The sequence below is a fragment of the Klebsiella sp. genome (assembly GCF_027492335.1).
Classification (GTDB): domain Bacteria; phylum Pseudomonadota; class Gammaproteobacteria; order Enterobacterales; family Enterobacteriaceae; genus Klebsiella; species Klebsiella huaxiensis.
In genome coordinates this window covers 54,732-79,503 of sequence record NZ_JAPUEW010000018.1, presented here as the reverse complement: position 1 = coordinate 79,503, position 24,772 = coordinate 54,732, and the positions used below count along the sequence as shown (strand labels likewise).

Genomic DNA, 24,772 nt, shown 5'->3' with positions numbered 1-24,772 from the left:
AATTAAGTCAGAATTTAAACTGATATCGATTAACCAATTGATTAATATGAAAATTATAAAATACCTTAAAACAGGAAAATAAATAGCACTTATTGCTAAATCGCTCTACACCCCGCCCAGTGACAGCTCTCCCGCCATTTCATCTGTTTTTGTATGAAAAACACTCAATTCAGGTTCAATTCTGATTTTCCGAGGCTTGAACGTCATAAGCGATCTGCAGATACTACATTCATCAAAACAACAACGGAGAAATATATGACAACAAGAAGACTTATTCGCCTGCCGGAAGTGATGAATAAAACAGGATATAGCAAAGCTTGGATTTATCGACTTATTAGCAGGGGCGTATTCCCGGAACCGATAAAGATTGGCATAAGAGCCAGAGCTTTTGTTGAAAGTGAAATAGATGAATGGATTGAAAACATTATTCAGTTTTCACGTAAACACGCTGATTAATGAACAATACACTATTAATACGATGAGGAGGTTTTATGTAAAACGTTAAACGCTGTGTTTTTTACAATATTATAAAATAAAAACTAAAATATTTTATGCATTAATAATGCAGGGTATTTTACACTATAAACAAAGAAAAGGAAAAATAAATGAATAAGAAAAATAATGGTTTTGATAGGATCGCTACTGAGATGTTTCTACTATCAGCAATGAAAGAGTATTACCGTATCTATTGGGATATAGTCAAAAAAGGGCCCAAAGAGGCATTTAACTTACTTACTGATAATCATCATATGGAAACAGTCTATGACCAAGTAATCGAACGAGCTAAAAAGGGTGTGGCAAAAAATAAACTCTATCTTATCGATTTCGAAGGGGTGAGAATGGAGGTAATGACGCTGCATACCAAAGCATTAGTGTTAGCCTATATGTAAATCTATTTGGCCCCTTCTTGGGGCTGAAAATAAACCAAATATTAAATAACCATATAAAAATGAGGGTTAATTATGTCTAAAAATAATAAAGTTAAAAACAAATCTACAAAACTGTTTCTTGATCTTGCTAAAAGATCGTTTGAGGCAAGTTGGATCAGTTTACAAAATGATCACGATGGAGATATAAGAGAGTATATTAGTGATCATGATTTTAAGAGTGCAACTATCATGTGCGTGATAATGCATATTAAAAATAACTTTGAGAGTTTAACACAGAGAGAAGGAAATAATGTGAATATTGACGAGGTTGATCTTAAGGTTATCGCTAATCTGTTAGTAAGGCATTCGTATTTATTTGTTCATAAATCTTTATAGTTTCCTTTGAAGATATATTCGCCCCGTAAGGGGCAGATAAAAACACTTATGACAATAGGAGAAAACTGATGATTGATGAGTTCCATGTTATGTTTATGTATAAAAAAATCCAAGCTGAAGCCGCTACTACTGATATCAAAACACTGAATCAGCTTTTGAAGAAGTTCCGAAAAGTGGTAGAGGAGCGGCGTGAGGAGTATTATCAGGAGATTGGTGAAAAGAAGGTGCGTAAGCTGAGGATGAAGAGGCTCCTCAAGTTGATGGCGCGAGATGGTATTTCACCACAGGAACTATGTAACTGGCAGTAGCCAGTCTACAAGAAATATACTCATTAAGTTCTATCGAAAAATTAGTAAAGTTGGTGTTTGCGGAAGTTTGGTGGCTATTAATATTTAAATTTTACATTTTGTTATTAGCGGCTATCGCCACGATCATTAATGAATAAATCCATCATTAATAGGGGCAAGCCCTGTCCAGCAAAGTGATTGTTGGCGACAATCACCAAGTGCTGCTTTGATAAATGGTTTTGATCCAATAGGAAAAATATTTGTATATCAGCATTAGGGCGTAGCCGTGCGTCAGCACATGAGCGTTAGCTCATAGATGGTGGGGATTTTCAAAAAAAAAATTTTAGTTAAATAGAAAGGAATAATTAGCAATAAATTATTAGAAACCCTGTATGGCGATCATAAAAATCGCCCGGTTTCTTTTAATCCTCTTAAGTATTATCTCTTACTTCTTGCAAAATTAATTTAAGACAAAAACGGCCTGTATCCCTTGGGGAATAAGGCTTGTGGTGGAAAACAACGGCTGACTATACGGTTAGTATTACTGACTCTATGGTCAGCATCACAGACTGCACAGTAAGTTTTCCTGACTCTGTAGTCAGTTCTTATATCATTTTTACGCTAAAAAATGACAGTGATTTAAATCATCGTCACTGGAAAACTTGCGATTTATAAAATATTTTTGCAAAAAAACATGCAAAAAACTTGATATCTATTTCGTGCATGGTATTTACTTTAATATAAATAAAATAATAAGAGGTGATAATATGATTAAAAAAATGGAAGTTGACTTGGAGTTAGGCTTAAATCCTTTTTGCTTTGAAACAGAACTAAATATTGAGACAAGAAAGAAAAATCTGACTGTTTCAAGGGGAACTGAACTTATCGAAAGAAAAGATGCCAGTCGAAGCTACTTTGCTAATATTGTGCATACACAAGAGGTTGATAAAGAAGAGTTCATCAAGCTCTATACATCACAAATAAAAGCCTACTTTGATCTCACGAAAACAGCATACAAAGTATTTTTTATTTTTTTACGTATTTATCAAGATGCGATAGGTAAAGATCATTTCTACCTGAGCTGTAAAAAGGCAATGTCTTTAGCGGAAAAGATAGATCATTTTGTCTTATCTGAATCTATCTTTTACCGTGGGATAAAGGAACTCATCGAGAAACGCATTATTGCTAAAACTAATGAAAAGAACTGGTATTTCATAAATCCTGCAATTGTTTTCAACGGTGATCGTGCTCGCTTTGTTTCAGAGATCAGAAAAAAGAAAGAGGAAATTGGCATTGAACAGGTTGAAAGCATTATTGATAGCGGAGGAGACTATACTAAAAATGAGGATAAGCGTAAGTCTATTGAGTCAGTCATTGAAAATGTAAACAACAAAGAAGATATCGATGTATTAATCGCCAGATTACAAGCTAAAAAGTCGCAGGGATTCGCAAAGTGCGAAAGTATAAAAGTAAGCACCTCTTATGAAAACATAAGCTTAGTGCCACCAGAAGAACCATTAGATTGGGATAACATCTAAGGTAAGGCGAGTGACCAGAATTAACTAAAAGATAATCAGTCATTGTTTTTTTGTAAAACAGAAAAGGAATCTTTACCAAGTTGTTTTAGTTTGTCTTCGCCATTAATTTTTATCAAACTGTAATAATAATCTGGTTCGATGCTTTTAATATGAGACAGCATACCCAATAGATAAGGTATGTCTTTATGATTGATTTTATTATTTGAATATAAATAAAATAATGCTCTTATTTTTTTTCGTAAAAACCTTCCTACTCCTAGATCACCAGTATTCGAAATAACAACACCTGTTATGCGACGAGACCTTCCTTTACCTATGAACTTTGTTTTACTTGTGTTGATTATTAGCTCTGGTTTTTTTTGAATAGACACTAAATTAATAACAAAATTCCTTACATCATTAAGTTTATCAAAACTGTCAGATGAAAAAGATAAATCATCTGCATATCGCGTATAAATAACATCATTTTCCTTACAGTGGTTGAACAATTTTTCATCGAAATCATACATGACAATATTTGATATCATGGGTGATGAAGGAGCACCAATGCATAATCGTAGTTTTTTTTCTCCCTTTTTTCTTCGGAAAAGATAATGACTAATAACTTCATATTCAAACTGGTTAAGTTTTATATCATTTTTTGAAATAAAATAATTAAGGTCTTGTGGTTTAATAGAATAAAAGAAATTCTCAAAATCCATCTTAAGGATGTATTCGTTTTTTTTATGCGGTTCCGCATTGTCAAAAATTGATTTTTCTTCGATATAAGCAGTGGCACATTCATGCACTGGTAATAATGAAAGTAAGGAATTTACTATTGCACGTTGAACCTTTTTAACATCAGGCGATGGTTGTGCTATTTCCCTTAAGCCTTTACCATTTTTTTTCTTTATAAAGAAAACTTTGTATTTTTTTGGCGCTTTAATATAGCCAGAAATTATGGTCTTAGGGGTACAATTTAATGTTTTAGACAACTCATCTATGTAACTCATTTCTTCCTCCTGTTATCTATTCAAAGCATCGTTTCTAGAAATATCACCTTCTCTATAGAAGAGAATAACTTTGGTTTTAGCATCATCAGCATCTACAAAGGATGATACCTGTTTTTTATTATTGTTGTATCTATATTTTATAAAACCATAGTTGTCATGAGATGCGACATAGAATATATCTCCAGAATTGACCTTTATTATTAATTCTAGACTCTCGAGAATATAAAGGTATTCTTTTATCTTTTTAACACTAAGGTCAATGGAGAAACCAACGGATAAATATATTTTAATCTCACCAACCTTCAATGCTGAAAAAATATAAATAAGATCAGCGATTACTAGGCAGATATGACCTTTTCGGTCTTTTTCAAATTTTACTGTTGATTGTGTTTTTTGTTCAATTTCTTGTTTTAATTTATCTAATATAATATCAGCTTTGTTATAAATTACTTGATTAGTGTCAGAAAAGCGAAGGTTGACCTTTTTTCTATCTCCTGATGGTATATACTCCACGTTCCATTCGTATCTTAAAATAACTTGCTTATTATCTTCAAGATACTTAATCACACCTAGATTTATGAAGGATTTTTCAATTATTGTATTTGTGTTTAAAATAGTGATTAATTTTTTTGATATTGATTCAATGATGCTAAATGCGCCAAGTTCTGCATACGCACCTAATCCTTCGACTATTAAAATTACAGCACTTGCTAAATCAGCTAGAACAATTTCAAGATCAATTAAGTTATCTATTTTTGAATGCTCAAGCCAATCTTGAAACTCTTCTGCTTCACGTATACGAGAACTTAGCTTGCTATCAGTGTGCTCAAGGCGGCGTAATAAAGCATCCCGCATCGAGCCGGGATTATCGACATCAACTGAGTTACGTACACCGCCACAAATGAACACAAAATTAGGTAGGTTTTCTAACCTTAGTTCTTCTGCATCGATGCAGAGTATGAAATCGTCTCTGATATCGTCCATTGAGCAGCCGCTTATGTTATAAAAAACCCCGGTTTACCGGGGTTCTGCTCTTTACCTAGAAGGGCACGGCCTGAGTAAAAATCGAAGATTTTTGGGAAGGCCGTGGCATAAATGACCACAATAAACAAGTTCCGGTGATACACCAGATGAAGCAGATACGCCTCTATCGCGTAAAGAGTGTTTTATACACTAACTTAATGATTTGCATCAATCAAGCTGCTTGTCTCAAGATTATGGAAGGCATTGATAATGGCGAAAAAATTGTTGAGCGCATAGTTAGCTTTGAATAATCATATCGTTTAACTTAAATGCTAGTAAAATCAATCAAGTAACCCACGCGAAACCTTACTCGCCGTTTGGCTGAAATTATATCGGTCAACAACATTTCCCTTGAACCAGATCTCAAGGGAGTTCATGTGAGCCGTGTTGCTGTTCTTAAGCAGGGCCAGACCGGGAATGTAGTTTGATATCTGACTCTCACCTGACATGCTGTAGTAGGACCACATTTCCTGACCATCATTGGTCGCGCGCGTTTGTGGTTGCCCGAATGCGTTAATAACATCTTGCTGGGTCGTTTTCCCTTTGACGATTTTGGTTTTTACGGTTTGTTGGGATTCGTCTTTAAGGGATTTGTTGCCATAGGTGGTGCAAGCGGTAAGAGGCAGGATCACCAACGCAGCGATAAACAGTTTTTTCATGTTAACTCCATATAAACAGTAAACGAAAAAATAAGCGTAAAGGAGCCGGAGCCAGCGTTGTCCCGCATCTGGCTATTAAGACTCATGTAAATCAATAGTGAAGAAAGCCGCTTATCAGAAGCCTATTAGTTTTTCTATATAATCAGCAAACGGCATCCCTCATGATTGTTTTCCCTGATATTGCATTAATAAAGGCCAAGAAAGGTCCATAGGGCAGTGCTGGCTGTTGGTCATTGGGTTTGACGTTCTATACCCATGAACCAACCCACAAACGGTCCAGTGATCCTTCTGTTCACTTTATCCAGTAAAGATTCATCTAGCAAGAAAATGATCGGTATTGCAGATCGATAAATTGGCATTGATAGTTGTAATCGATTAATCATTCCTTATCGATCGGTGTTTTAATTGTTTTAATCGATCGATATGTATTTAATGATAGATTTTAACTATCATTATTTTGATTTTGATCGTTACAAACGATATGACGGCCCACAAAAATAATTTAATCCTATCAATTGGTTAATCAGGTGGTTTTGTTGCGTTATGCCAGTAAGAACAAGCCTTAACGACTACAGATGCGCTGCAGATAACCTCTACATAACAGCATTTTTGATTATCAGGATGGATAGGAAGATGAAGAAGATTTTACTTGTTGCTGGCACAGCTCTTGTTCTGGCGGGATGTGGGGAGAAAGGCGACTTTGAGAAGGCGATTAACGCGAAAATTTCAAAATCAAAGGTGTGCTACTCACTTCAAAACAATGACTTTGCTTTCAACAAAGGTTTTCCAGTAAAGGTTAATCATGGCTATCGTTCTGTTGGATACAATGCCAGCGATGAAATCCTGAAAGGTCTTGTTGAGCAGGGGCTGCTCACTGTTTCACAACAGTCTAACGGCTTTAGTAGCGTTGATGTTCTGGAAGTCACCGACAAAGGACAAGAGGTTGATTTTTGGAACCGTGAGGAAGGTGCCTGCGTGGGTCATCGTATTGTTGCTGAGATCACAAGCTGGACTGAACCGAGTGATGGTGCTGGCGCTAAAATTACGCAAGTGACCTATAGATGGAAACTCGACGGCGTTCCGGGCTGGGTTGATAAAAATGCGTTCTCTGGTGTGAAAGGGATGGCTGAACCAGAAGAAGCCAAAATTGTTCTGGTCAAGACCAATAACGGCTGGGTCGCTCGGTAATTACAGGAAAAAATGCTATGAACTCTATCTATGGGGTGCTTATCATTGGTCTGCTGATGAACATACCATCATTGGCACCTGTGCTGTTTCTCGGGAATAGACAAAAACAGGTGAAGGTTTCGATGGCGGTCAGACTTTACCTGCTTAACACTTTCTTGGTGCTGTCGCTGATGACGTTATCGCAAAATACTACGCAAAAATACGGGTTGTTCCCTGTATGGCTTGTGTTTGCCACCGTTGGACTATTTGTGGTCATGCTGGTGCCAACGGTAAAATTTCTGCGTAAGCATTTAACCGTAGGTAAAAGCCGTGCGGTTATCCTTTCATCATTCTTGATTGTCTACGCGATCAGATTTCACGGCGTGTTTTCAGTTGGGAATGATAGTGAATATACGCTTAACGGATTCAATGTGGTGTGGACATTTTTCTTCTTGTTTGCCTGCCTGCTGGCTTATCTAGGTTGTGCTGGAAGTAAAACATACTCCGGTTCTTCTACGTCGTCATCTGCACCACAATCCGATTATTTTAAACCTACTAAAGAATATGAAACACAATCTCAAATTGATTACGATATTGCTGTGAAGGGGCGGAGTGTGCTGTCTGATCCTAATCTGAGTATTGTTGAGCAACAGCGCTATAGAGATAGTATTGAAAAAAGATATACTGATAATTGATCATTCAATTCTGTTTTTTTTCGGTTTTTATGTATTCATTGCGGTGTGCTTTCATTGTCCCGTTAAAAACACACCGCAAGTGATTCAATCGTTCATAAATCCTCGCTTATGTGGTTCGAAAAAAATATTTTACTTACGAATTCATCATTTATTAAATATTCTCTTTTTCTTAACCTTTTGATAAAAGGATTTAATTGATTTTTATCTTTCAAAATAATGTATCGTATGTCATCGATTCCAAATTCGAGATGAATATGTTCTACTTTATCATTGTATTCTTGCTTAGATATTGAATCTCTTATGTTTTTCAGAAGAGCTATTGGGATAATTCCTTTTTCATTTATTGAAGGGACGTAGCGCCATTCCATTTCATCTGCAAAACAATACTCAACGGTCTTTTTGTTATTTCTTCTTAATGGGCCGGTATGGTTTTTCATATAACGTAATATATTTACAAGCGAGATGTAGTTCTTCATTTTAGTGAAGGTTTCAACAGTTTGTTCATTTTTATCAATTCCTTTTATTATGATTCTTAATTGTTCATCCAATAATTCGAAAGTATCGGAGTTTTTACTCATATATAGGACTGGATTTAGATTGTTTTTCGCTGCCCACTCCTGCGTTAGACCGATACCATAGCAACCATATTTTTTAGTATGTTCTGATAGCAGAGAGAGTCTTATATTACAGAATGACACCGTTGGTATTCCAAAGTATCGAATTAATCCCTTTCTGCCGTATATGCGTTCTCTCGCATAAGATGGTTTGAAGAAGCCATCAATAAGTATTGACTCTAATGCATGTATTCTTTTTGTAAAGTGAAGGAATGTTTTTGGATATAGACTTTTTCCCATTGTCATGCTTTCCTGATTGTTAATTATTGTCGATGTATAAACATTGTGATATGGATTATTAATCCGTGTATTTTATAAAAATATACGTGTGTTTATGATAAAAAGTCAATGTAATCCAAAATCATGTTCGAAAAATAATTTGAATCAGCCTCTATCAAATCGAGATGGTTTTAGCTTTGGTAAGGCATTTTTATTGTCCGTACGAAGAGTTGGTGTGTGGTTAAAATCTGCGTCGGGGACTTCGTCTTTGGTTGCGCGACTTGGAAAACGCCTGATCTCATCTGGTGTTGGACTATAAGTGTCACTGTTAAATCTAGCACGTCTCTCATGCTCAGCGCGTGGTACATAGATGCCTTGTACCTCATCAAACACATATTTTTCAGCAATGCGCTTATCATGATCAGCTTCAACAGAAACCGGGGCTGGTTTCTTCTTGGCCCAGACGAATTTCTCCCTTATATATTCAACCACCAGTAGGGTGAAACGCTTGAACAAACCATCTTGACGAGGTTTAACCTGCTTTCTCTTACTTTTAACAGGAGCGCGTTTAACCGCTCTGGCAGTTGTAGAGGATGGGGTTTTCAGTGTAGTGCGTGTATGAGGTGTAGGGGCAACCAGAACAGGCTGTTGCTCTTCGGATGATGACGACTGCGAACCTGTTTCAGGCAATACGATTTCAACAGGCTCAGGCATTTCTGATACGGTGAAGCTTCTAAGGTCAACAACGATCTGCAGATCTAAATCTTTGAAGGTGTTGTATGTGGCCTGAGCTTCTTGTTTCATCTCATCACGAACAGCCTGTTCAGCAGCACGCTTTTCCTGAACACTCTTACTGTTCCACTTGGCACGATGAACACGCTGCATTGGTGGACGGCTGGTTAACGTAGCTTTGGCAAGCCATAGCGCTTTTTCTTCAACATCCAAGGTAATAGTGGCGTTTTCGAGTGCTTCGGCGTGTTGAGCATCAATAGAGCGATGATCAATACGTTCATTACTGCCAGCAGCGGCAAGATAGCGATTGGCAATCACAGACCATGATTCACGCCAAAGGATTACGTTTTTCTTGTCATTCCAGCTTCTTTCTTTTTTGCCGAAGCCATCAGCGGTGATCGGTTTTAATGTCAACATCACATGCACATGGGGATTTTCACCATTGAGATCATGAAAAGCAATATCAGCAATCATTCCCTTATCAACGAAATTTTTTTGGCAGTATTCAACAACCAGTTTTATCTTGTCTTGATTGCTCAGTTCACAGGGAATAGCTACATCAAAATAACGGGCTGTTTGACCGTCTTTCTGACGTTCAACTCTCTCAACTTCATTCCATAGTGCTGTTGAGCTTTCGATAATATGAGCAGGTGCTGAAACAGGGGCTAATATCTGATGATGGAATAAATCAGCACGATGGCTGAAATCATAGGTATTGCCAGTGCGATCATCTGTTATTCTGCAACGCGCATGATAAGCAGCCTTCCTACAGGAAGACATGCCCCCAGAACGTTTCACAATTTTAAACTCAAGATGAAAAATCGCCATAAAATACATACCTCAATATAACCATGCTGCTGTTAGTTTTTCGTCAGAAAAACTTTTGTGTTGACCTTGGTTTTTCTTTTAGCCTGCGGCAGGCAACCCCCGGTAGGGCCCACACGCTCACGAAGTGAGTGTATAAGTGGGCATTGTTTTTTCTAACAATGTAAAACCCTTACTTAATTAATACGAAATATATGAATGCCTGTAAAACAAAACGCCGAATTAAGCGGCGCAATCTAGATGAAATGGCGAAGTATTCCGCTATATTAAACAGAGGGGCTTTGGATGTTCTCCGAAGGACAATAAGATTATTAGTTTATCCCGCCGTAAGACGTGAAAGCACTAAAAAAATAGTTTTATAGCCGGGCGTTTTCCCTGTTGCACAATTCACAGGTTAAAGTGTGAAATCATAAATGAAAATTAGCAGGTGGAAATAAAAGCACTAATGAACAAAAAGAAGTAACGCGGAGAGAACGCAGTTTTAAGTATAGGATGATTTTGCATACTGTATTTTTAAATTTAATTTTTCGATTCATTTTATTACCGTTAGCTTTTTTGGGTTTGACCTGTTTTAAGTAATGTGGTTTTTTAACGACCACGAAACACTGTTATTTGAAAAAATAAGAAAATACATTACACATGCATTTAAATAAGGAAAAAGATGGATAATATGAAAGTTGATTTAATCATAGGTAGAAAAAATTTTGGATACTGATGACAATATTTCACAACTTGCTATAGCTATGAGTAATAATGAAAGTGAAGATTATGAGGTCATGTCAGATCTCTTTTGCCACATTCAACTAACTGGAGCACTGCCACTTTTCGTTAACTGACTGACAAGACAAAATAGTGTGATGGTGTTCAAAAAAATGTTCCTTGCCATGCTGGACATCAAACGGTTCTGATCCAGTGTTAATACTTATATTTCCACGATTTCAGCGGGGAGCAGGCACATAGCCACGGGTTTGTTCGACATCACCCCGCTAGGTGTTCGTGAGCGTAAGGCGTTCTCATTTGCTTTCATGGTGGTATATTGTGGTTATTGACATCACACAATCTATAATTCCCTCGATTGAGTGAATTATCAATGATAATTATATCCAAATGAAAAGATTTGGCATCCGTTTGAAGGAAGAACGTATTCGACTTGGCCTTGATCAAGACGGTTTTGGGCAGCTTGGGGGCGTGAAGAAAAATGCACAAAGTAACTATGAGAATGGGGTGCGCAAGCCGGACAGCGACTATCTCGCTGGGATAGCGGCAGCGGGAGCTGACGTTTTGTATGTTTTGACCGGTAACCGCACCCCTGTAGCTAAGTTGTCCAGCGAAGAGAGTGCGTTGGTTGAAAAATATCGGGCCTCCACGCCTGAGCATAGGTCTATCCTTGATACGGTTAGCGCTGCGCTTGCGCAACTGGGGGTAGGGAAGAAAGCTGACAGGGCTTAATATGTATTAGTTTAATTTTGGAAGAGATATTTATTATGAATGCGTTGGGCTATTTATCGTTGATGAGAGAAAAGGGCGTATCTTTCAGGGTTGTTCAACATGGCTTGAAATTCAGCAATCTTTCATCAGCAAGAGGATGGGAGCCATTATTAGAACATTACTCCGAAATTAGCAGTGAAGATATTAACAATTCGGTAAAAGAATTATATTTATCTCAGCTTTTTTTTGGACAAAGGACGGTATATTTTAGTCAGATATCTGAAGATGAGCATAATGACCTTTCTGTTAATATCATTAATGTATGTAGTGTAATAAAAGAGATATTTCATTCATCAACTCATACGAATCTATCTCTTTATAGGAATAGTTATCCACTGCCAATTGGTTACGATGAGTTGCAGTCAGTTCCTCTGACAAATCCTTGCCCAGTTTACCTTGATGAAACTGATGATATGTTACGAATCATATTTACATATCCGAGAGCATATAAAGAAAGAGTAATAATTGATATTTCTGAAATTGATTTGTCGAGTGATGAAGGAAGCCAGTTTAGTGGTTTTGAAGAAATCATAGGAATTAAATCTGGCAGAGCGCAATCTTTCGATTGTGTTCAATTAGATAAAAACACTGGAATAATACAATTTCAGATAGACCATAGTCGTAATATTTTAAAAGATGAAATGGATAGTGCTGCTCGTCGTTATCGTCATATGCTGATGGATGGATATCGAGATATGAATAGTGTTTCTATCCCAATGGAAAGTATAAATATTCACTCTAAAATTGATGAGTTGTATGATAGCGGCGATGGTAGAATTCATAATCTTGAACATGCCACAGCAACAGGTTCTGTCAAAACCGAAAAGATGAGAAAACGCGAAGATGACCTCAGAGATGAGCAATTCCATCAGGCTGGGTTAGATGCTATTGATGGTGATACTAATAATTTTTGTATTACTAAACAATGGGATGGGGAGTGTGGTAGTTGTCTGAAACTTACAATCGACGGTGGTGTTTCACTGGCTGCTCGCTCGAATCCTAAAGTCGATTGTGCTACACTGGAAGGGTGTATTACTGAGGATGATTTCAATTTATTGATTTCAAAGGTCTTGTAATAATGTTAACTAGGGCGCAGATCGTTGAGATGATAGATACAGACTTCAGGTCAGATCCTGAAGTTTGTCGCGCCTGCCATTCTGTGATTGAGTATATATGTACGTCATCAAAAGATAATCTCAAACATATTGCTTTTTTCAATTTCAAAAAAGTAATTGATACTCATGATGATAGCTTGGTTATAAATGTTGCTCGCTATTTTTCTGGTGATTCATTACCCATTATTAATATTTGTTTCGAGTTTATAGAAGATGATTTCATAGAACAGGTTAGCATTGACGATTTCCGACAAACTCAATTAGATAATAAGTATTATCATCCAGAAACTGGTGAATTAGTTAAAGATTTTGAATCAAAAATATTTATGTACTTCTCACTTTCAAAATTAGGGTGGGAAGTGGAATGCAATTAGATGAAAATATTACAATTGCTCAGTTAAAAGCTATCGCTCTTGTTGATAGGAATACACAACATTTCTTGGGGCAATTATTGTGCTCTTCTTATGATGAGTTTTTATGTCTTTTTTATAAAGATATGACCGAATGCATAGAATTCATGGAAGAGGATCCGAGAGTTAGACAGAATGATGGAGAAGACCGTTTAACAACAGATGTCATTCACCATTTCAGAGCTAAGGGCTATCATGCTAGCCATGATGAAATGGTCGGTGGACACTCTGATGTTGTGATCAGATATAGGGATTATATGTGGTTAGGAGAAGCTAAAATTCATTCTGGTTATGACTATTTAATGCAAGGGTTTAATCAGTTATGTACTCGCTATTCATCAGGTACTAATAATAACTGTAATGGTGGAATGTTAATTTATATTAGGAACAATAATGCTGCTGCCGTTATTTCTGAATGGAGCAATCGCCTCAATGGTGCCGGACTTAATGGTTATTCATCTTCTGAGTGTGAGAATAGACAGGGATTAAGTTTCTACTCGCAGCATACACATGCGCGTTCAGGATTGCCTTATAAAGTTAGACACATGGGGATTGTCTTGGGGTTCGACCCACAGGATAAAAAGTAATAGTTACTCTAGCCTCAGTTTATATTCAACAGCCGCAGCATACCCACTAGCATCACATGCTGTGTAATCACCTATATGGGGCCCAGTCGATCTCCTTATTGAACTACTTCATCTACACCGGAAAAAGCTAGAGTCGCCCTCTCGCTAATATCTTGCTACCAAAGTATTCTCTATGACTAATAGTTAATTCAACCATATATCATATCTATACTTATATTTTAATATTGAATGATTATCCTATTCAGGCACACAGCAGTAATGTTTAAATTGAAAAAACATAAACTAATGAAATATCGACTGCTAATTTTACAACTTAAAAAATAAAATGGATGATAACAGGAGTGAAATAAAAGAAGAACTATATGAAACGCGATGAGTCGGATGAAACAGCATTAATTTTAACGACAATAAATTCTATGATATTTGGAAAGCATTTAAGATTGATTGGTTTGAGTTTTATTAACTAAAAATGCCTTGTGATATTGATAATTATCCAAAATATGGTAAAGGATAATGAACAACACATGCAAGGAGGTTCAATGTATAAAAACAATGATGAAGCCATTGATTGGGAAGCAAAAAGACTTCTTGATGATGGGATCTATACCGATACAGAACAAGCTTATTTAGAAGCAGAAAAGATAGTAATAAATATTAGGGAACAAGCAAAGCAGCGCCAGATTGAACAACAGTTTAAGATGAAAATTAAATCAATCAAGAAACAAATTGGAAATGGCTGTGATTATGCTGACATCCCTTATTCCAACAAGACAAAACATTGGGGAGATAAACAATGACAACAAAAACGATCAAACAGCAAATTGCTTCAGCGCAGGAACGCCTATACTTCTTGGAAGCTAAAAAGAAACAACAAACGAAAAAAGAAAATACCCGTCAGAAAATTATTTTCGGTGCAGAGGTTGCCAAAGTCTTAGGATGTGATATTGGTTATGTAGATAAGGATCTGGTCTTTGGAATTCTGCTTGATATCCCGAATCTTCATGAAAGTGATGTTGATGCCTACAGAGCACAAGGCCAAGCCTATATCGAAAGCGTTTTAAATAAATCCAAGTCCTAATCATGTTTTTCACGTCAGAACGGTGAACCGGCCTAAAACTCGTTTTTAGGTCGGTGAGCTGTTGAGTAAGCCCCAGAGGGTGCGGTAGCCAATTTGTTATTTATCCATGAATAACGATTTAGAATGTGATTTATATAAACAGAACCATTTATTAGATGCAATAATAAGTCTTTTTGTTATTGACCACTTTTTTATTTTTGCTAATTAATAATTACGTGAAGGTAAATATGATGATGACCGCACCTATCCCTTGGTAAAAGAAGAGCTGGTGGCCCACATTCATCTTGCCGATGCAGATGCCCCTTTCCCTAAGTTCTTACGTCAGTTCAAACGAACCAGCGATCAGGCCCATTTGGTATACTGCCAAGGTGCGATGGATCCCGATGCCTACTTGCTGATTATCATCCTGAAACCCGAAGCGCATAAAATGGCACGCAACAATAACCATATGCATAAGATCGGGATGATAGCCGAAGCGTTCAGGATGAAGCATTAAGTTGGTTAAAAAATACCCGCCTAAGCAGGACACAAAATTCATTGGGGGTATCTTTGGGGGTATCACCAAAGATGAAACAGGTAATTTACACTACTAATCAATGAAATATCGAATAGGTATTGTTCCTATTATCGCACCATTTCAAACTCTCCCCAAGTCTACCGAAATCAACTTAAAGCCCGTATACTGCGGCTTCAAGCCCGTATCTTATCTCCTGTTATCAACTGGACTCAACCGGAATCAAGTTACAGTTGGGGGCATAAGTGGGGGCATTCTGTGTTCGGTCAAAGGAGATTCCTCCAATGAAGCTTAATGCATGACAGGTCGATGGTGCTGGCCTGTATCTTGAGGTTGTCCCCAGCGGCACACGTTACCAGAGTCTGCACGCTTTTATGCTGAATATGATGTGCAGTTTGATAGCTTCATGCTTCAAAGAGAATAAGTAATCAATCAAAATGCCCCTTCAGACATGGCAACATTGATGACGGCTTAACCAGATCTCAGGTTATTTAGGTTTAATCGACGCATGGTTCCTCCGATTTAACAAGCCAACGTCGATATCCTTACCGCCTTACAATGGACCAGGCGTTTGGTGACTAAAGCTTCAGTCGGTCACTTGTCTGGCCGCCTCCGCATCCTCTCAGCAACCATCTCAACAACCCCATTTTGTGATTCCCTCCATAAAATATACAAAACAAACTATATGATCAAAAATAACGCTTTATAAGCCAGTTAAAAAGGCGGTAGTGTAAATAAAACGAGTTTAAAAAGCATTTTATCGATCAATTAGTTTAGTTTACAAACTAAAGGAATGACACTTTGAAGCTGAATGTTCCCAACACCTTAAGGCAGATGAACGCATCCGTGGTCCTCAACGTTATCCGCGAGAACTCTCCCCTTTCTCGCGCCCAGATAGCCAAGGCTACCGGTATTACTAAAGCAACGATTTCTGAAATCGTGAGTGACCTGCTGGAAGAAAAAATCATCTATGAAAGTGGAGTCAGCGAAGACGGCGGCCTGGGGCGTAAAGGCATCCTGGTTAACTTTGATCCCAACCATGGGCTCGGCATCGGCATTGATTTAGGCGGAACCAAAATCACCTTTTCGCTCTTTAATCTCAATGCAGAACTGCTCGCTCAGCATCAGGAATCGACCTATGACGTCACCACTCGTCGGGAATTTCTCGACCTGTTTAGCGCCAGTATCCAGGCATTTATCGAACAGCATCATATTCCGCGTGAGAAGCTGAAGGTCATTGGCGTCGCAACGCCGGGGATTGTTGACTACCGCAGTGGAACGGTGCTTGAAGGTTCCCCTAACCTGCCTGAATGGGACAACATTCCGCTGGCCGATGAATTAAACGCGCGCCTGAATATCAGGGTCGTACTGGAAAACGATATCCGGGCAGCGCTGATTGGCGAAATGTGGAAAGGAAAATGTCGGCACGTCCATAGCGCCGCGCTTATTGGTATTGGCACCGGGCTGGGATCGGCGCTGCTGATGGATGGAAAGATAATCCGGGGAATCAATAATGCCGCCGGTGAAATCGGATATATGTTGTTTGAACGCAACCACCTTAATCAGAACTGGAAAAATAAAGGCTGCTTCGAAAATTACTGCTCCGGTTCCGGGCTCAAAGAGAGAATGTCCGCACTTAGCGGCAAAAACATGAACGCCCATGAAATACTCACCGCCGCCACCAAAGGTGAAACGCTACCCACCATGTTATTGGAGGAGTTGGCGGATTACTTAACCATCGGCATTCTCAATATGGTGACAATTGCTAACCTCGAGAAGGTCATTCTTACGGGTGGCGTCTCTCAATCCGCTGAACTCTTTATGCCAAGAGTACAGGCCAATCTCGACAGGCATCTGTTTGCCAACACCCGGGTATCCGTCGAACTTTCCGAATTAAAAGAAAAAGCGCCGTTATATGGCATGGCTATGCTGGCGCTCCATGCGGTCTACCCATCGATTCAATTTATGCCCGACACACAACTTATATAAATACAAACCAGCCGTCAGAACAAAAAGGAGCAGCCAATGGCCGGGATCCATCTACACCCACACGATATTCTTGATGAAGGCGTCGACTCGATACTTGACCGCATTAACAAAATGAACGGCGTCGATAGCCTCTTTGTTGAGGTCAATACCATCTTTGAACGCAACCCCTATCCTACAGGCCGCCTGCCGCACAACCCTAAGCATGAATTTGTGCAAGGTACCGCCACGCTGCATGCCAAACTCGACATGCCATCGCAGCGCCTGAACCAGCGCGTCGATCCCACGATTCTTGCGGGATCCGATCCTATGCAGGATCTGAAGCAGGCGACCGATAACGGTCCTTATAAGGTGATCCCCTGGGTTAACATTCTCAATGGCGATTTTGCCGGACAGATTGAAAACAATCAGGTGATTGATTTTCGCAGCAACCCGGTTGAGCACTGGCTGTGCCCTAACGGCCCGGACGTTATTGAACTCTGGATTGCCACTTTCAGCGCTATTAAAGCTCAGTATGGTTATTCAACATTCCTGATTGACCGCATCCGCTATCCCGACTGGGCAGGTAAAAATGTCAGTCCCAGAGGATTATTCACCTGCTTCTGCCCGCACTGTCAAAGCGAAATGACCCGAATCGGCATCAACGTTGATGCGGTACGCGCACGCCTGGAAAACCTGGTGGCTCAAATGAAGTCCAGCCAGTACGATGCCACCGTCGATGCGTTATTAAATGACCCACTCCTGCAACGCTGGATGGCGTTCCGCCAGCATAGCGTCTCCCGCTTTGTACAGAACCTGCTGTCCGGGATTAGCGACAGGGACGCCGGGCGTAGCGAACTGTGGCTCGATCTCTGGCCACCAGCCTACGCCTGGATTTTAGGTCAGGATTATCAGGCGCTGACCCGCTCTTCCAAAGCGCTAAAGCACTTCCCTTACCATAAGCTCGGCGGCGGCGCGGACGTTCAGGGGCTGATTGAATATTTCGCCAAAGATGATACCCAGCGTGAAAGCGCCTTCCGCGCCTTTATGCGCCTGTTCAATCTGCCCTACGACATCAGCTATCAACAGTTCAAAGCGGAGGGTTTCCCGATTGAATTTGTGAAGCAGCAAAACAACCTTGTTCGCGAAAAATCACAACCAGGGACCTTTATTTACAGCGGGATCCAGATGTGGAATTTGCCTCCAGAGGCACTACTGGAGGCCATTCATGCCGCAGAGCAAAGCGACTGCGACGATCTGCTTTATTACTGCTATGGCTGGGCGGAACAGTCGCTTTTCGACGCCGCAGGCAACCATTATCAGCAGCCCACTAGCTAACACAGGGGAATCAACAATGGCTAACCAACAAAAATGGAAAGTATTTTTCCTGCTGTTTGTCACCATGTTTCTTCTTGGCGGCATACAGAACACAAAAGGTCTGATACTTGAGCAGGTCCAGCACGACATCAATCTGAACATGGGGCAGATAGGCACGCTGATTATGTTCTTCCAGATAGGCTTTCTGGTTGCCAGCCTGCTTACCGGCTACTTTACCGATAAGAAAGGGCTGAAGATCATGATGCTGATCGGCTCGCTGATGATGGCCGTCGGTCTGGTCGGTACCAGCCTGGCGTTCAGCGTGCTGCTGTTTTTCGGCTTCTATCTGATTGTTGGCCTGGGCATCGGCTCGATGCTGGTCTCAATCATTACCGTCATCCCAACCTTCTATAAAGAAAAAGCTGGCATGATGTTCAACGTCTCTAACGCCATGTTCGGCGTGGGAATGATTGCCACTCCGCTGATTTTACAGCAGCTTTTCTCCCATCACGTCTCATGGCGACTGTTCTACGTCGGGATTGCCATTATTGTCGCCATCATCATTCTGGTGCTCAGCAGCCTGAAGCTGGAAAAAGCACAGGGTATGGACATGCAGCTCTCTGATTTTATCCATATTCTTAGCCAGGGACGCCTGCTGCTGGTGATTGGTTTTATCCTGTTCTACGTCGCTGCCGAAGCGGCGTTCCTGAACTTTTTCCCGATATTTTACAGCTCGCTTGACGTTGTTGGCGCTTCTGCTGAAGACAAAATGGTCACAGCGGCTTACGTCATATCCAGCTTTGCCATGCTGTTCACCATCGGTCGCTTTATTGGCGGGTTTATCAACCTCAAGCTGGGCGACCGCAAAACCTTAATCCTGTTCTCGCTGTTCTCGCTGCTCGCCATCATTGCCAGCCGCTACTTTGCCAGCCAATTTGTCTATCTGTTTATGGTGTTTGGTTTTGCCATGTCGGTCCTGTTCCCGACAGCCTCCGCCGTGGCAACAAAACTCACCGATAAAAGCGGCTCGACCATGGGACTGATTTACGTCGCCTCGGGAATGGGTGGTGCCTTTGCAGGCTGGCTTATCGGCCAGGTCTCCCAGATGTATGGCGTCTCGTTAGGCTTCAACTTGATTATCGCTTTTGTCGCCATTTTCTTCGTTCTTACTTTGTTTATTAGAGAAAACCCGGAAAATTAAGCAATGTGAACCCGGCATAACCCTTAAGCTATGCCGGGTATTTTCAACTATCGTGCTATTAGAGCAAACACGCCCCAGCCAAAATATTCACGTGTATACGTTACATGGCGTTTTGGCGCTATCGTCAGCTCAGCCCGGGCTTCTGGCGCAAAGTCATCGTCCGGATGTTCCTCTAACCAGCGGCGCAGGGTGAGCCACTTAGCCGCTTCGTAGCGATCCCAGCCCTCCTGATCGGCCAGCACCATCTCCACAAGGTCGTAGCCAAGCTTATCGAAAGAGGAAACCAATTCGGAAAGAGTGAGAAAGTCCGAAAGCGAAGAGACGCCACAAGCTTGTGCAATTTCTTCCGTTGCCGGAACCTGACGCCAGTACGGCTCGCCGATCAGCAGCATGCCGCCAGGGTTGAGGCTTTTACTCAGCAGCTCAATAGTCCCGGCCACGCCGCCGCCAATCCAGGTGGCACCCACGCAGGCTGCGATATCGCATTTTTCATCGGCGACATAACCGGCAGCATCCTGATGGATAAAATCAACGCTGTCGGCAACGCCAAGTTCTTGCGCCCGCTGTTTAGCCTGCTGGCTAAATAGCACGCTCATATCGACACCGATACCGCTAATACCGTGGTCCCGAGCCCATGTACAAAGCATTTCTCCCGAACCGCTGCCGAGGTCGAGTATCCGGGTTCCTGGTTTCATACGTAACACGCGGCCCAGCGTGGCATATTTTTCCGGTGTAAATGGATTATGGATGCGGTGAGCGCTTTCACTAATGGTAAAAATACGTGGGATATCCAATGTTGGAATTCCTTTTATTGAATTTGAAGTAAGAGAATTGGGTTCATTTTTTTCCGCCAGCAGCACATATAGCTTGCCTTCAAAGGTCTCGCTGGCCGGCCATTCCGCCCTATCCGGGCGGATAATCGTGGTAAAACCTGCCGTGCGCAGCAGGTCGAGGTACTCTTCATCCTGCCAGGCCGTCATTTGGCTGCCGAAGCGCGTCACGTTGCCGTTCTCTTCAATTGCCATAAACAGCGTTGAGCTGGTTTGCGCTACCGGCTCCCAGGCGTGCTCCGTCAGCAGCAGATGCGGCGTGGCAAGAAACAGCCCCTGCGGACAGCGCTGCCAACCGGGTTTCGCCATTCCCTGACGTTTAACTTCATCATAAGTATGAACCTCGATAAGCAGTTTTCCCCCCGGGGCCAGCCACTGCGCACAGCGGTTAATCAGCGAGCGTGCATCTGCCGCGCTGAACACGTTCAGTTCACCAAAGGTCATCATGATGAAATCAAACTGTTCTCCCGGCTCGTAGGTGCGTACATCCTGCTGCTGATAATCAATATTCAGCTCGGCGGTCTGCGCCTGCCGGCGGGCCCAGGCGATCGAGGCCGGAGAAAAATCCACGCCCGTACAGCAAAAGCCGCGCTCAGCCAACTGGCGGGTGTAAAAGCCCGGCCCGCAGCCAAGATCCAGAATGCGAGCGCCTGCAGGTAACTGCCCGGCAATCCACGCCACCTGCTGTTCAATAACCACCAGCCTGCGGCTGGCCCAGTCGTGATCCTGTGAAAGATGGTTCTCCAGCATACGCTGGCTAAAAGCGGGTTCATCCCAGGGAATTTTGCGCTCCCCGGATAACAACGCTACGTGTCTGGTACCGGTAATAATCGTGCCAATAGTCATTATCATTTCCTTATTGATTACTCGCGCCAATGCTCGGGTTTCATCAACGCGCGAGCGCACTGTATCTGACCCGTTCTCCCCAGCGGTTCGGCCGAAAGCAGTTGCAACATCCAGCAGGCTTTATGTTCCTCCGGGATGGGATAAGGGGCCGGATAGCCTTTATCTCCGGCGCAAGGTTCAAAGCCATGCCGCGGGTAATAAGTGGCATGTCCCAGAACAAATACCGCCAGGCTCCCCATCGCCTTCAGATGCTCAATACCGCTTTGGATTAGCCATCCGCCAACCCCCATGCCCTGGTATTCTGGTATTACCGCCAGAGGAGCAAGGATATGCATCATCGGAGAGTCAGACTCTCCTTTAAATGTCGCCCGGGTGAACAAAATATGCCCAACCGCTTTTCCATTATGTCTGGCCAGCAGAGATAACCTCGGGCAAGCGCTTTCATCGTTGAGCAAATCGACCACCAGCTCAGCCTCTTTGCTAAAGCCGAACGCTCGGGTTTCGACCTCGCAAATATCACCGGCGTCACCTTCGGTAGTGATATGAAAAGTGAAGTTGTGGTTTGTCATCAGATGCTCCTTAGCGATTATCCAACTGGGCGCGAACGTTGTTCAGTCCGGTGGTATTGATGCGGTAGGGCTGCCCATTGACGGACTTAATCAGCTTTTTGGTTTTGAGTTTTTTGAAAACGGCGAGAGTACAGTCGGTGAGCAGAAGCCCTTCGCGGCTGTAGCATTCAACAGAGGTCACGCGGCCTGAAGTATCGCGAACGTGCGCGATCCGACCACCTTTAGCGAGAACGTGTAAGGTACGTTGTTCCTGACGGGATAGATTCATACTGAAGAAACCTGTTAATCATCATGCGTAAAAACGAGCCAACACCCAAAAGTGTTCGCGTAAAGTTTAAGCGCAGCGATAACCAGTCCGGCCTGAGAAGGTCGGGAAGCTGATTATCTAATGATTACATTCTCCAGCATCAAAGCCTCGGTGAGAGTTGATAGGTATATTCAATGCGAATGATAACAGAGAGAGCATGGATGGGAATAATCAAAGCTGGAAAATGTGATCTCAAAGGAATCGCGGCGAGTACAAAAACCATGCTATCCGGGTATCAGCTTTCTTTTATTCTCTGTGCTCGCTAACAAAAAATTGCCTTTACGCGCTATTTCTCAGCCTGAGCTGCACGGGCAATAAAATATTATCTGCACTCGAGCGGCAAATAAGCTCTTCCACGGCCCGCTTGCCTAATGATTCTTTATCAATGGCTATCGTGGTCAGCGCGGGCGTCAGGTGGCTGGATAAATCAATATCATCGAAGCCGACGATAGCCAGATCCTCTGGCACTCTTATCCCATTTTGATGGCAATAATTCATCGCCACGATAGCCGCCGCATCGTTGTAACAAAACAGGGCATCAGGGGGTTCGGGTAGCGCCATCAGTTCATCCAGCGCATATTCCAAAGAGGGTGTAAGTTCCGTCAGCGCGGGCGCCGTCACTTCATATTGAGGAGACATCAGCATGCCAGCCTCAAACAGCGCCTGTCGGTATCCTTTCTCACGCTGGCGAATACTGTAATGTGCAAGGCTGCTGGCCAGAAAGGCGATACGATGATACCCCTTTTCAATCAGATGCTGCGTCAGCACTATCCCACCCTGGTAATTATCAGGATTGATACTGACCATGCCGGGGATCGCGTGATCAACCAACACCATCGGCTGCGGTAATTTTCTTAATTCCGCCATCAGCTCCGGCTCTATAAACCCAACGCACAGGAGAGCATCGGGGGAATGCTGCCGTACCTGTTGGGTCACATTATCCGTCGGCCCCATCGCCAAAAAGCTGAGCGCAATGTTGCATTCCCGGCAGGCATCTTCAACAGCCAACAGGACAGGCGAATAGAAATTCATCGCACTGGCGGTGTTATGCTGGCGGTGGAGTATGAAGAGAATCTTTTTAATTTTCTCATCGCGAAGTCTGGAGAAGTCATATCCCATCTCCTGCGCTATCTGCATCACCCGCAGCCGGGTTTCTTCGCTCAGCCCGGGTCGATGGTTCAACGCCCGCGACACCGCCCCTACCGATACACCCGCTTTCTGCGCGATATCCCTCACCCTGACTGTCTTCAACATGCCTGACCTACCCCTTATTTACGGTTACCGCTATCATACTTCATGTTGCATTTTTGTTCAGGAGAATGAATGAGTTAGCAAGAGCTCGTATCATTGAAAACTATTCTGTACTGCCACTTGCCCTCAATGCCGCATCGCGTCCCAGCCATGCCGCGCCGCGAACGCCGCTGCTATCACCATGCATCGCCGGGACAATTGGCGTGGTGCATTGCGTATTGAAAATATACTTTTCTACAGCCTGAGTCAGGTTAGTAAATATCTCCGGAATGCGCGAAAGCCCGCCACCAACCACCACAATATCAGGATCGTAGATATTGATAACCGATGCTAACGCCCTCGCCAGCTGATCTTTAAATAGCAGGAACAAAGCGGTTGCATCAGGATCGCATTGATCAATAAGCGAAAAAATGGCTTTTGCATCCAGAGTATTGCTGTCAATCAGATTATATTGCCGTGCCAGCCCTGACCCCGAAATAAAAGACTCGGTACAGTTTAGCTGCCCGCAATAACATTTTACGGCAGCGCCATCCCGCAGCGAATCATAGTGAGGAAGCGGATTATGCCCCCACTCTCCGGCGTTGCCATTGCGCCCTCGCCAGAGCATTTTATTCATTGAAAGCCCGCCGCCGCAGCCGGTTCCCAGAATCGCGCCAAACACAATCCCCGCCTGCGCGCCTGCACCATCAGTCGATTCTGATAATGTAAAGCAGTTGGCGTCATTGTCCCACGCGACCGGATGACCCAACGCCTGTTCCAGATCCTGAATCAGCGGCCGTTGGTTAAGGACCACGATATTGGAGTTTTTGATGAGCCGGGTATCAACATCTTCTGTTCCCGGCAGGCATAAACCGACGCTGATCGGGACAGAGAAGGAAGACTTAACGTCCTGAATAAAATCGACCAGCGATGTCAGAAATCCCTGATAGTCAGATTTCACCGTACTCCTTCGCTTTGATAACAAGACATTACCCTGAGCATCGAGGATAACTGCTTCTGTTTTCGTCCCGCCAATATCCAGTCCCATACTTAACATTCTATCACCTCAGCAAGCGTTCATTCGCCGTTTACTAAACAGTTATTAATGCCCATTATCCTATGTGAAAAATCCGTTATTTGAAGCTTATTAATACGCATTGGTGATAAAGATCACATAAACAAAAATATAAAAACACATTGTTTACTAAACAAAACGAAACATATCAACTTACTGCTTTTGTCGGTGACACTTCCCTTGGGCCAACAGTATCGACCGGACTCCATTATGTGGTTGAGACG

Annotated in this window: 25 protein-coding genes and 2 pseudogenes; 17 read left to right on the top strand and 10 right to left on the bottom strand. The window is 42.1% G+C overall.

Annotated features, from left to right (window positions below):
• The first annotated feature begins 255 nt into the window (after window positions 1–255).
• From QVF11_RS07670 to QVF11_RS07650, 5 genes are all read left to right on the top strand, one after another.
• Window positions 256–456 (top strand): helix-turn-helix transcriptional regulator, encoded by a 201-nt coding sequence (locus QVF11_RS07670; protein WP_049594956.1) that lies wholly within the window; start codon window positions 256–258, stop codon window positions 454–456.
• 149 nt (window positions 457–605) lie between these two features.
• Window positions 606–890 (top strand): hypothetical protein, encoded by a 285-nt coding sequence (locus tag QVF11_RS07665; protein WP_199379296.1) that lies wholly within the window; start codon window positions 606–608, stop codon window positions 888–890.
• 72 nt (window positions 891–962) lie between these two features.
• Entirely contained in the window at window positions 963–1,265 is a 303-nt protein-coding gene (locus QVF11_RS07660) for a hypothetical protein (RefSeq protein WP_287856064.1), read from the top strand.
• A 68-nt stretch (window positions 1,266–1,333) separates the two neighbouring features.
• A complete protein-coding gene (locus QVF11_RS07655; RefSeq protein WP_287856062.1) occupies window positions 1,334–1,573 on the top strand; it encodes an H-NS family histone-like protein in 240 nt (79 codons plus the stop codon).
• A 746-nt stretch (window positions 1,574–2,319) separates the two neighbouring features.
• Window positions 2,320–3,090 (top strand): hypothetical protein, encoded by a 771-nt coding sequence (locus tag QVF11_RS07650; RefSeq protein WP_462660357.1) that lies wholly within the window; start codon window positions 2,320–2,322, stop codon window positions 3,088–3,090.
• 35 nt (window positions 3,091–3,125) lie between these two features.
• On the opposite strand, the gene QVF11_RS07645 is transcribed toward QVF11_RS07650, so the two are convergent.
• The 3 genes from QVF11_RS07645 to QVF11_RS07635 all read right to left on the bottom strand — a co-directional run bounded on the left by QVF11_RS07645 (window position 3,126) and on the right by QVF11_RS07635 (window position 5,764).
• Window positions 3,126–4,082, bottom strand: coding sequence for a retron St85 family RNA-directed DNA polymerase (locus tag QVF11_RS07645; RefSeq protein WP_287856060.1), 957 nt, complete (start codon window positions 4,080–4,082; stop codon window positions 3,126–3,128).
• A 12-nt stretch (window positions 4,083–4,094) separates the two neighbouring features.
• Complete coding sequence (locus tag QVF11_RS07640) at window positions 4,095–5,066, bottom strand: retron St85 family effector protein (protein ID WP_287856058.1); 972 nt, start codon at window positions 5,064–5,066, stop codon at window positions 4,095–4,097.
• A 320-nt stretch (window positions 5,067–5,386) separates the two neighbouring features.
• On the bottom strand, window positions 5,387–5,764 hold the full coding sequence (locus QVF11_RS07635) for a hypothetical protein (protein WP_287856056.1): 378 nt from the start codon (window positions 5,762–5,764) through the stop codon (window positions 5,387–5,389).
• 633 nt (window positions 5,765–6,397) lie between these two features.
• Here QVF11_RS07635 and QVF11_RS07630 point away from each other — a divergent pair.
• Window positions 6,398–6,952: a membrane lipoprotein lipid attachment site-containing protein gene (locus QVF11_RS07630; protein WP_287856054.1), complete on the top strand. Its 555-nt coding sequence runs from the start codon at window positions 6,398–6,400 to the stop codon at window positions 6,950–6,952.
• Window positions 6,953–6,969: 17 nt separating this feature from the next.
• The gene (locus QVF11_RS07625; RefSeq protein WP_287856052.1) at window positions 6,970–7,626 is read left to right on the top strand and encodes a hypothetical protein; all 657 of its coding nucleotides are present in this window, start codon (window positions 6,970–6,972) and stop codon (window positions 7,624–7,626) included.
• 92 nt (window positions 7,627–7,718) lie between these two features.
• Here QVF11_RS07625 and QVF11_RS07620 read toward each other — a convergent pair whose 3' ends face one another.
• The gene (locus QVF11_RS07620; RefSeq protein ID WP_287856050.1) at window positions 7,719–8,486 is read right to left on the bottom strand and encodes an abortive infection system antitoxin AbiGi family protein; all 768 of its coding nucleotides are present in this window, start codon (window positions 8,484–8,486) and stop codon (window positions 7,719–7,721) included.
• Window positions 8,487–8,624: 138 nt separating this feature from the next.
• Window positions 8,625–10,019, bottom strand: coding sequence for a MobQ family relaxase (gene mobQ, locus QVF11_RS07615; protein ID WP_287856048.1), 1,395 nt, complete (start codon window positions 10,017–10,019; stop codon window positions 8,625–8,627).
• 1,104 nt (window positions 10,020–11,123) lie between these two features.
• Here mobQ and QVF11_RS07610 point away from each other — a divergent pair.
• The 10 genes and pseudogenes from QVF11_RS07610 (at window position 11,124) to QVF11_RS07565 (ending at window position 19,691) form a co-directional block, all read left to right on the top strand.
• The gene (locus QVF11_RS07610) at window positions 11,124–11,465 is read left to right on the top strand and encodes a helix-turn-helix domain-containing protein (RefSeq protein WP_287856046.1); all 342 of its coding nucleotides are present in this window, start codon (window positions 11,124–11,126) and stop codon (window positions 11,463–11,465) included.
• A gap of 35 nt (window positions 11,466–11,500) precedes the next feature.
• Window positions 11,501–12,580 carry a hypothetical protein gene (locus tag QVF11_RS07605; protein WP_287856044.1) on the top strand — a complete coding sequence of 360 codons (1,080 nt, stop codon included), beginning with the start codon at window positions 11,501–11,503 and terminating at the stop codon, window positions 12,578–12,580.
• Between the two features lie 2 nt (window positions 12,581–12,582).
• Window positions 12,583–12,993 (top strand): hypothetical protein, encoded by a 411-nt coding sequence (locus QVF11_RS07600; RefSeq protein WP_287856042.1) that lies wholly within the window; start codon window positions 12,583–12,585, stop codon window positions 12,991–12,993.
• Window positions 12,984–13,616 carry a hypothetical protein gene (locus tag QVF11_RS07595; protein ID WP_287856040.1) on the top strand — a complete coding sequence of 211 codons (633 nt, stop codon included), beginning with the start codon at window positions 12,984–12,986 and terminating at the stop codon, window positions 13,614–13,616. Before QVF11_RS07600 ends, QVF11_RS07595 begins: the two co-directional genes overlap by 10 nt.
• A 539-nt stretch (window positions 13,617–14,155) precedes the next feature.
• Window positions 14,156–14,413 (top strand): hypothetical protein, encoded by a 258-nt coding sequence (locus QVF11_RS07590; RefSeq protein ID WP_287856038.1) that lies wholly within the window; start codon window positions 14,156–14,158, stop codon window positions 14,411–14,413.
• On the top strand, window positions 14,410–14,694 hold the full coding sequence (locus QVF11_RS07585; RefSeq protein ID WP_287856036.1) for a conjugal transfer protein TraD: 285 nt from the start codon (window positions 14,410–14,412) through the stop codon (window positions 14,692–14,694). The genes QVF11_RS07590 and QVF11_RS07585 overlap by 4 nt, the downstream gene beginning before the upstream one ends.
• A 214-nt stretch (window positions 14,695–14,908) precedes the next feature.
• A pseudogene (locus tag QVF11_RS07580) lies at window positions 14,909–15,190 on the top strand (type II toxin-antitoxin system YafO family toxin); the annotation flags it as partial.
• Window positions 15,191–16,009: 819 nt separating this feature from the next.
• Window positions 16,010–17,197 carry an ROK family transcriptional regulator gene (locus tag QVF11_RS07575; protein ID WP_227015962.1) on the top strand — a complete coding sequence of 396 codons (1,188 nt, stop codon included), beginning with the start codon at window positions 16,010–16,012 and terminating at the stop codon, window positions 17,195–17,197.
• A gap of 36 nt (window positions 17,198–17,233) precedes the next feature.
• Window positions 17,234–18,511: a hypothetical protein gene (locus QVF11_RS07570; RefSeq protein WP_287856032.1), complete on the top strand. Its 1,278-nt coding sequence runs from the start codon at window positions 17,234–17,236 to the stop codon at window positions 18,509–18,511.
• 16 nt (window positions 18,512–18,527) lie between these two features.
• Window positions 18,528–19,691 carry an MFS transporter gene (locus QVF11_RS07565; RefSeq protein WP_110273872.1) on the top strand — a complete coding sequence of 388 codons (1,164 nt, stop codon included), beginning with the start codon at window positions 18,528–18,530 and terminating at the stop codon, window positions 19,689–19,691.
• A 47-nt stretch (window positions 19,692–19,738) separates the two neighbouring features.
• Here QVF11_RS07565 and QVF11_RS07560 read toward each other — a convergent pair whose 3' ends face one another.
• The 5 genes and pseudogenes from QVF11_RS07560 to QVF11_RS07540 form a co-directional block, all read right to left on the bottom strand.
• Complete coding sequence (locus QVF11_RS07560; RefSeq protein ID WP_462660369.1) at window positions 19,739–21,367, bottom strand: methyltransferase domain-containing protein; 1,629 nt, start codon at window positions 21,365–21,367, stop codon at window positions 19,739–19,741.
• A 24-nt stretch (window positions 21,368–21,391) separates the two neighbouring features.
• Window positions 21,392–21,936: pseudogene (locus QVF11_RS07555) on the bottom strand (GNAT family N-acetyltransferase); the annotation flags it as partial.
• A 10-nt stretch (window positions 21,937–21,946) separates the two neighbouring features.
• Window positions 21,947–22,204, bottom strand: a complete 258-nt coding sequence (locus QVF11_RS07550) for a YjhX family toxin (RefSeq protein WP_110273875.1) — start codon at window positions 22,202–22,204, stop codon at window positions 21,947–21,949.
• A 318-nt stretch (window positions 22,205–22,522) separates the two neighbouring features.
• Entirely contained in the window at window positions 22,523–23,497 is a 975-nt protein-coding gene (locus QVF11_RS07545; protein WP_112214025.1) for a LacI family DNA-binding transcriptional regulator, read from the bottom strand.
• A gap of 100 nt (window positions 23,498–23,597) precedes the next feature.
• Window positions 23,598–24,530, bottom strand: coding sequence for an ROK family protein (locus QVF11_RS07540; RefSeq protein WP_287856026.1), 933 nt, complete (start codon window positions 24,528–24,530; stop codon window positions 23,598–23,600).
• Window positions 24,531–24,772: the final 242 nt, after the last annotated feature.

Bases quoted from the DNA above. Each gene is read 5' to 3' on its own strand.
- QVF11_RS07670 (WP_049594956.1), top strand. From the start codon at position 256: ATGACAACAAGAAGACTTATTCGCCTGCCGGAAGTGATGAATAAAACA.
- QVF11_RS07665 (WP_199379296.1), top strand. From the start codon at position 606: ATGAATAAGAAAAATAATGGTTTTGATAGGATCGCTACTGAGATGTTT.
- QVF11_RS07660 (WP_287856064.1), top strand. From the start codon at position 963: ATGTCTAAAAATAATAAAGTTAAAAACAAATCTACAAAACTGTTTCTT.
- QVF11_RS07655 (WP_287856062.1), top strand. From the start codon at position 1,334: ATGATTGATGAGTTCCATGTTATGTTTATGTATAAAAAAATCCAAGCT.
- QVF11_RS07650 (WP_462660357.1), top strand. From the start codon at position 2,320: ATGATTAAAAAAATGGAAGTTGACTTGGAGTTAGGCTTAAATCCTTTT.
- QVF11_RS07645 (WP_287856060.1), bottom strand. From the start codon at position 4,082: ATGAGTTACATAGATGAGTTGTCTAAAACATTAAATTGTACCCCTAAG.
- QVF11_RS07640 (WP_287856058.1), bottom strand. From the start codon at position 5,066: ATGGACGATATCAGAGACGATTTCATACTCTGCATCGATGCAGAAGAA.
- QVF11_RS07635 (WP_287856056.1), bottom strand. From the start codon at position 5,764: ATGAAAAAACTGTTTATCGCTGCGTTGGTGATCCTGCCTCTTACCGCT.
- QVF11_RS07630 (WP_287856054.1), top strand. From the start codon at position 6,398: ATGAAGAAGATTTTACTTGTTGCTGGCACAGCTCTTGTTCTGGCGGGA.
- QVF11_RS07625 (WP_287856052.1), top strand. From the start codon at position 6,970: ATGAACTCTATCTATGGGGTGCTTATCATTGGTCTGCTGATGAACATA.
- QVF11_RS07620 (WP_287856050.1), bottom strand. From the start codon at position 8,486: ATGACAATGGGAAAAAGTCTATATCCAAAAACATTCCTTCACTTTACA.
- mobQ (WP_287856048.1), bottom strand. From the start codon at position 10,019: ATGGCGATTTTTCATCTTGAGTTTAAAATTGTGAAACGTTCTGGGGGC.
- QVF11_RS07610 (WP_287856046.1), top strand. From the start codon at position 11,124: ATGAAAAGATTTGGCATCCGTTTGAAGGAAGAACGTATTCGACTTGGC.
- QVF11_RS07605 (WP_287856044.1), top strand. From the start codon at position 11,501: ATGAATGCGTTGGGCTATTTATCGTTGATGAGAGAAAAGGGCGTATCT.
- QVF11_RS07600 (WP_287856042.1), top strand. From the start codon at position 12,583: ATGTTAACTAGGGCGCAGATCGTTGAGATGATAGATACAGACTTCAGG.
- QVF11_RS07595 (WP_287856040.1), top strand. From the start codon at position 12,984: ATGCAATTAGATGAAAATATTACAATTGCTCAGTTAAAAGCTATCGCT.
- QVF11_RS07590 (WP_287856038.1), top strand. From the start codon at position 14,156: ATGTATAAAAACAATGATGAAGCCATTGATTGGGAAGCAAAAAGACTT.
- QVF11_RS07585 (WP_287856036.1), top strand. From the start codon at position 14,410: ATGACAACAAAAACGATCAAACAGCAAATTGCTTCAGCGCAGGAACGC.
- QVF11_RS07570 (WP_287856032.1), top strand. From the start codon at position 17,234: ATGGCCGGGATCCATCTACACCCACACGATATTCTTGATGAAGGCGTC.
- QVF11_RS07565 (WP_110273872.1), top strand. From the start codon at position 18,528: ATGGCTAACCAACAAAAATGGAAAGTATTTTTCCTGCTGTTTGTCACC.
- QVF11_RS07560 (WP_462660369.1), bottom strand. From the start codon at position 21,367: ATGACTATTGGCACGATTATTACCGGTACCAGACACGTAGCGTTGTTA.
- QVF11_RS07550 (WP_110273875.1), bottom strand. From the start codon at position 22,204: ATGAATCTATCCCGTCAGGAACAACGTACCTTACACGTTCTCGCTAAA.
- QVF11_RS07545 (WP_112214025.1), bottom strand. From the start codon at position 23,497: ATGTTGAAGACAGTCAGGGTGAGGGATATCGCGCAGAAAGCGGGTGTA.
- QVF11_RS07540 (WP_287856026.1), bottom strand. From the start codon at position 24,530: ATGTTAAGTATGGGACTGGATATTGGCGGGACGAAAACAGAAGCAGTT.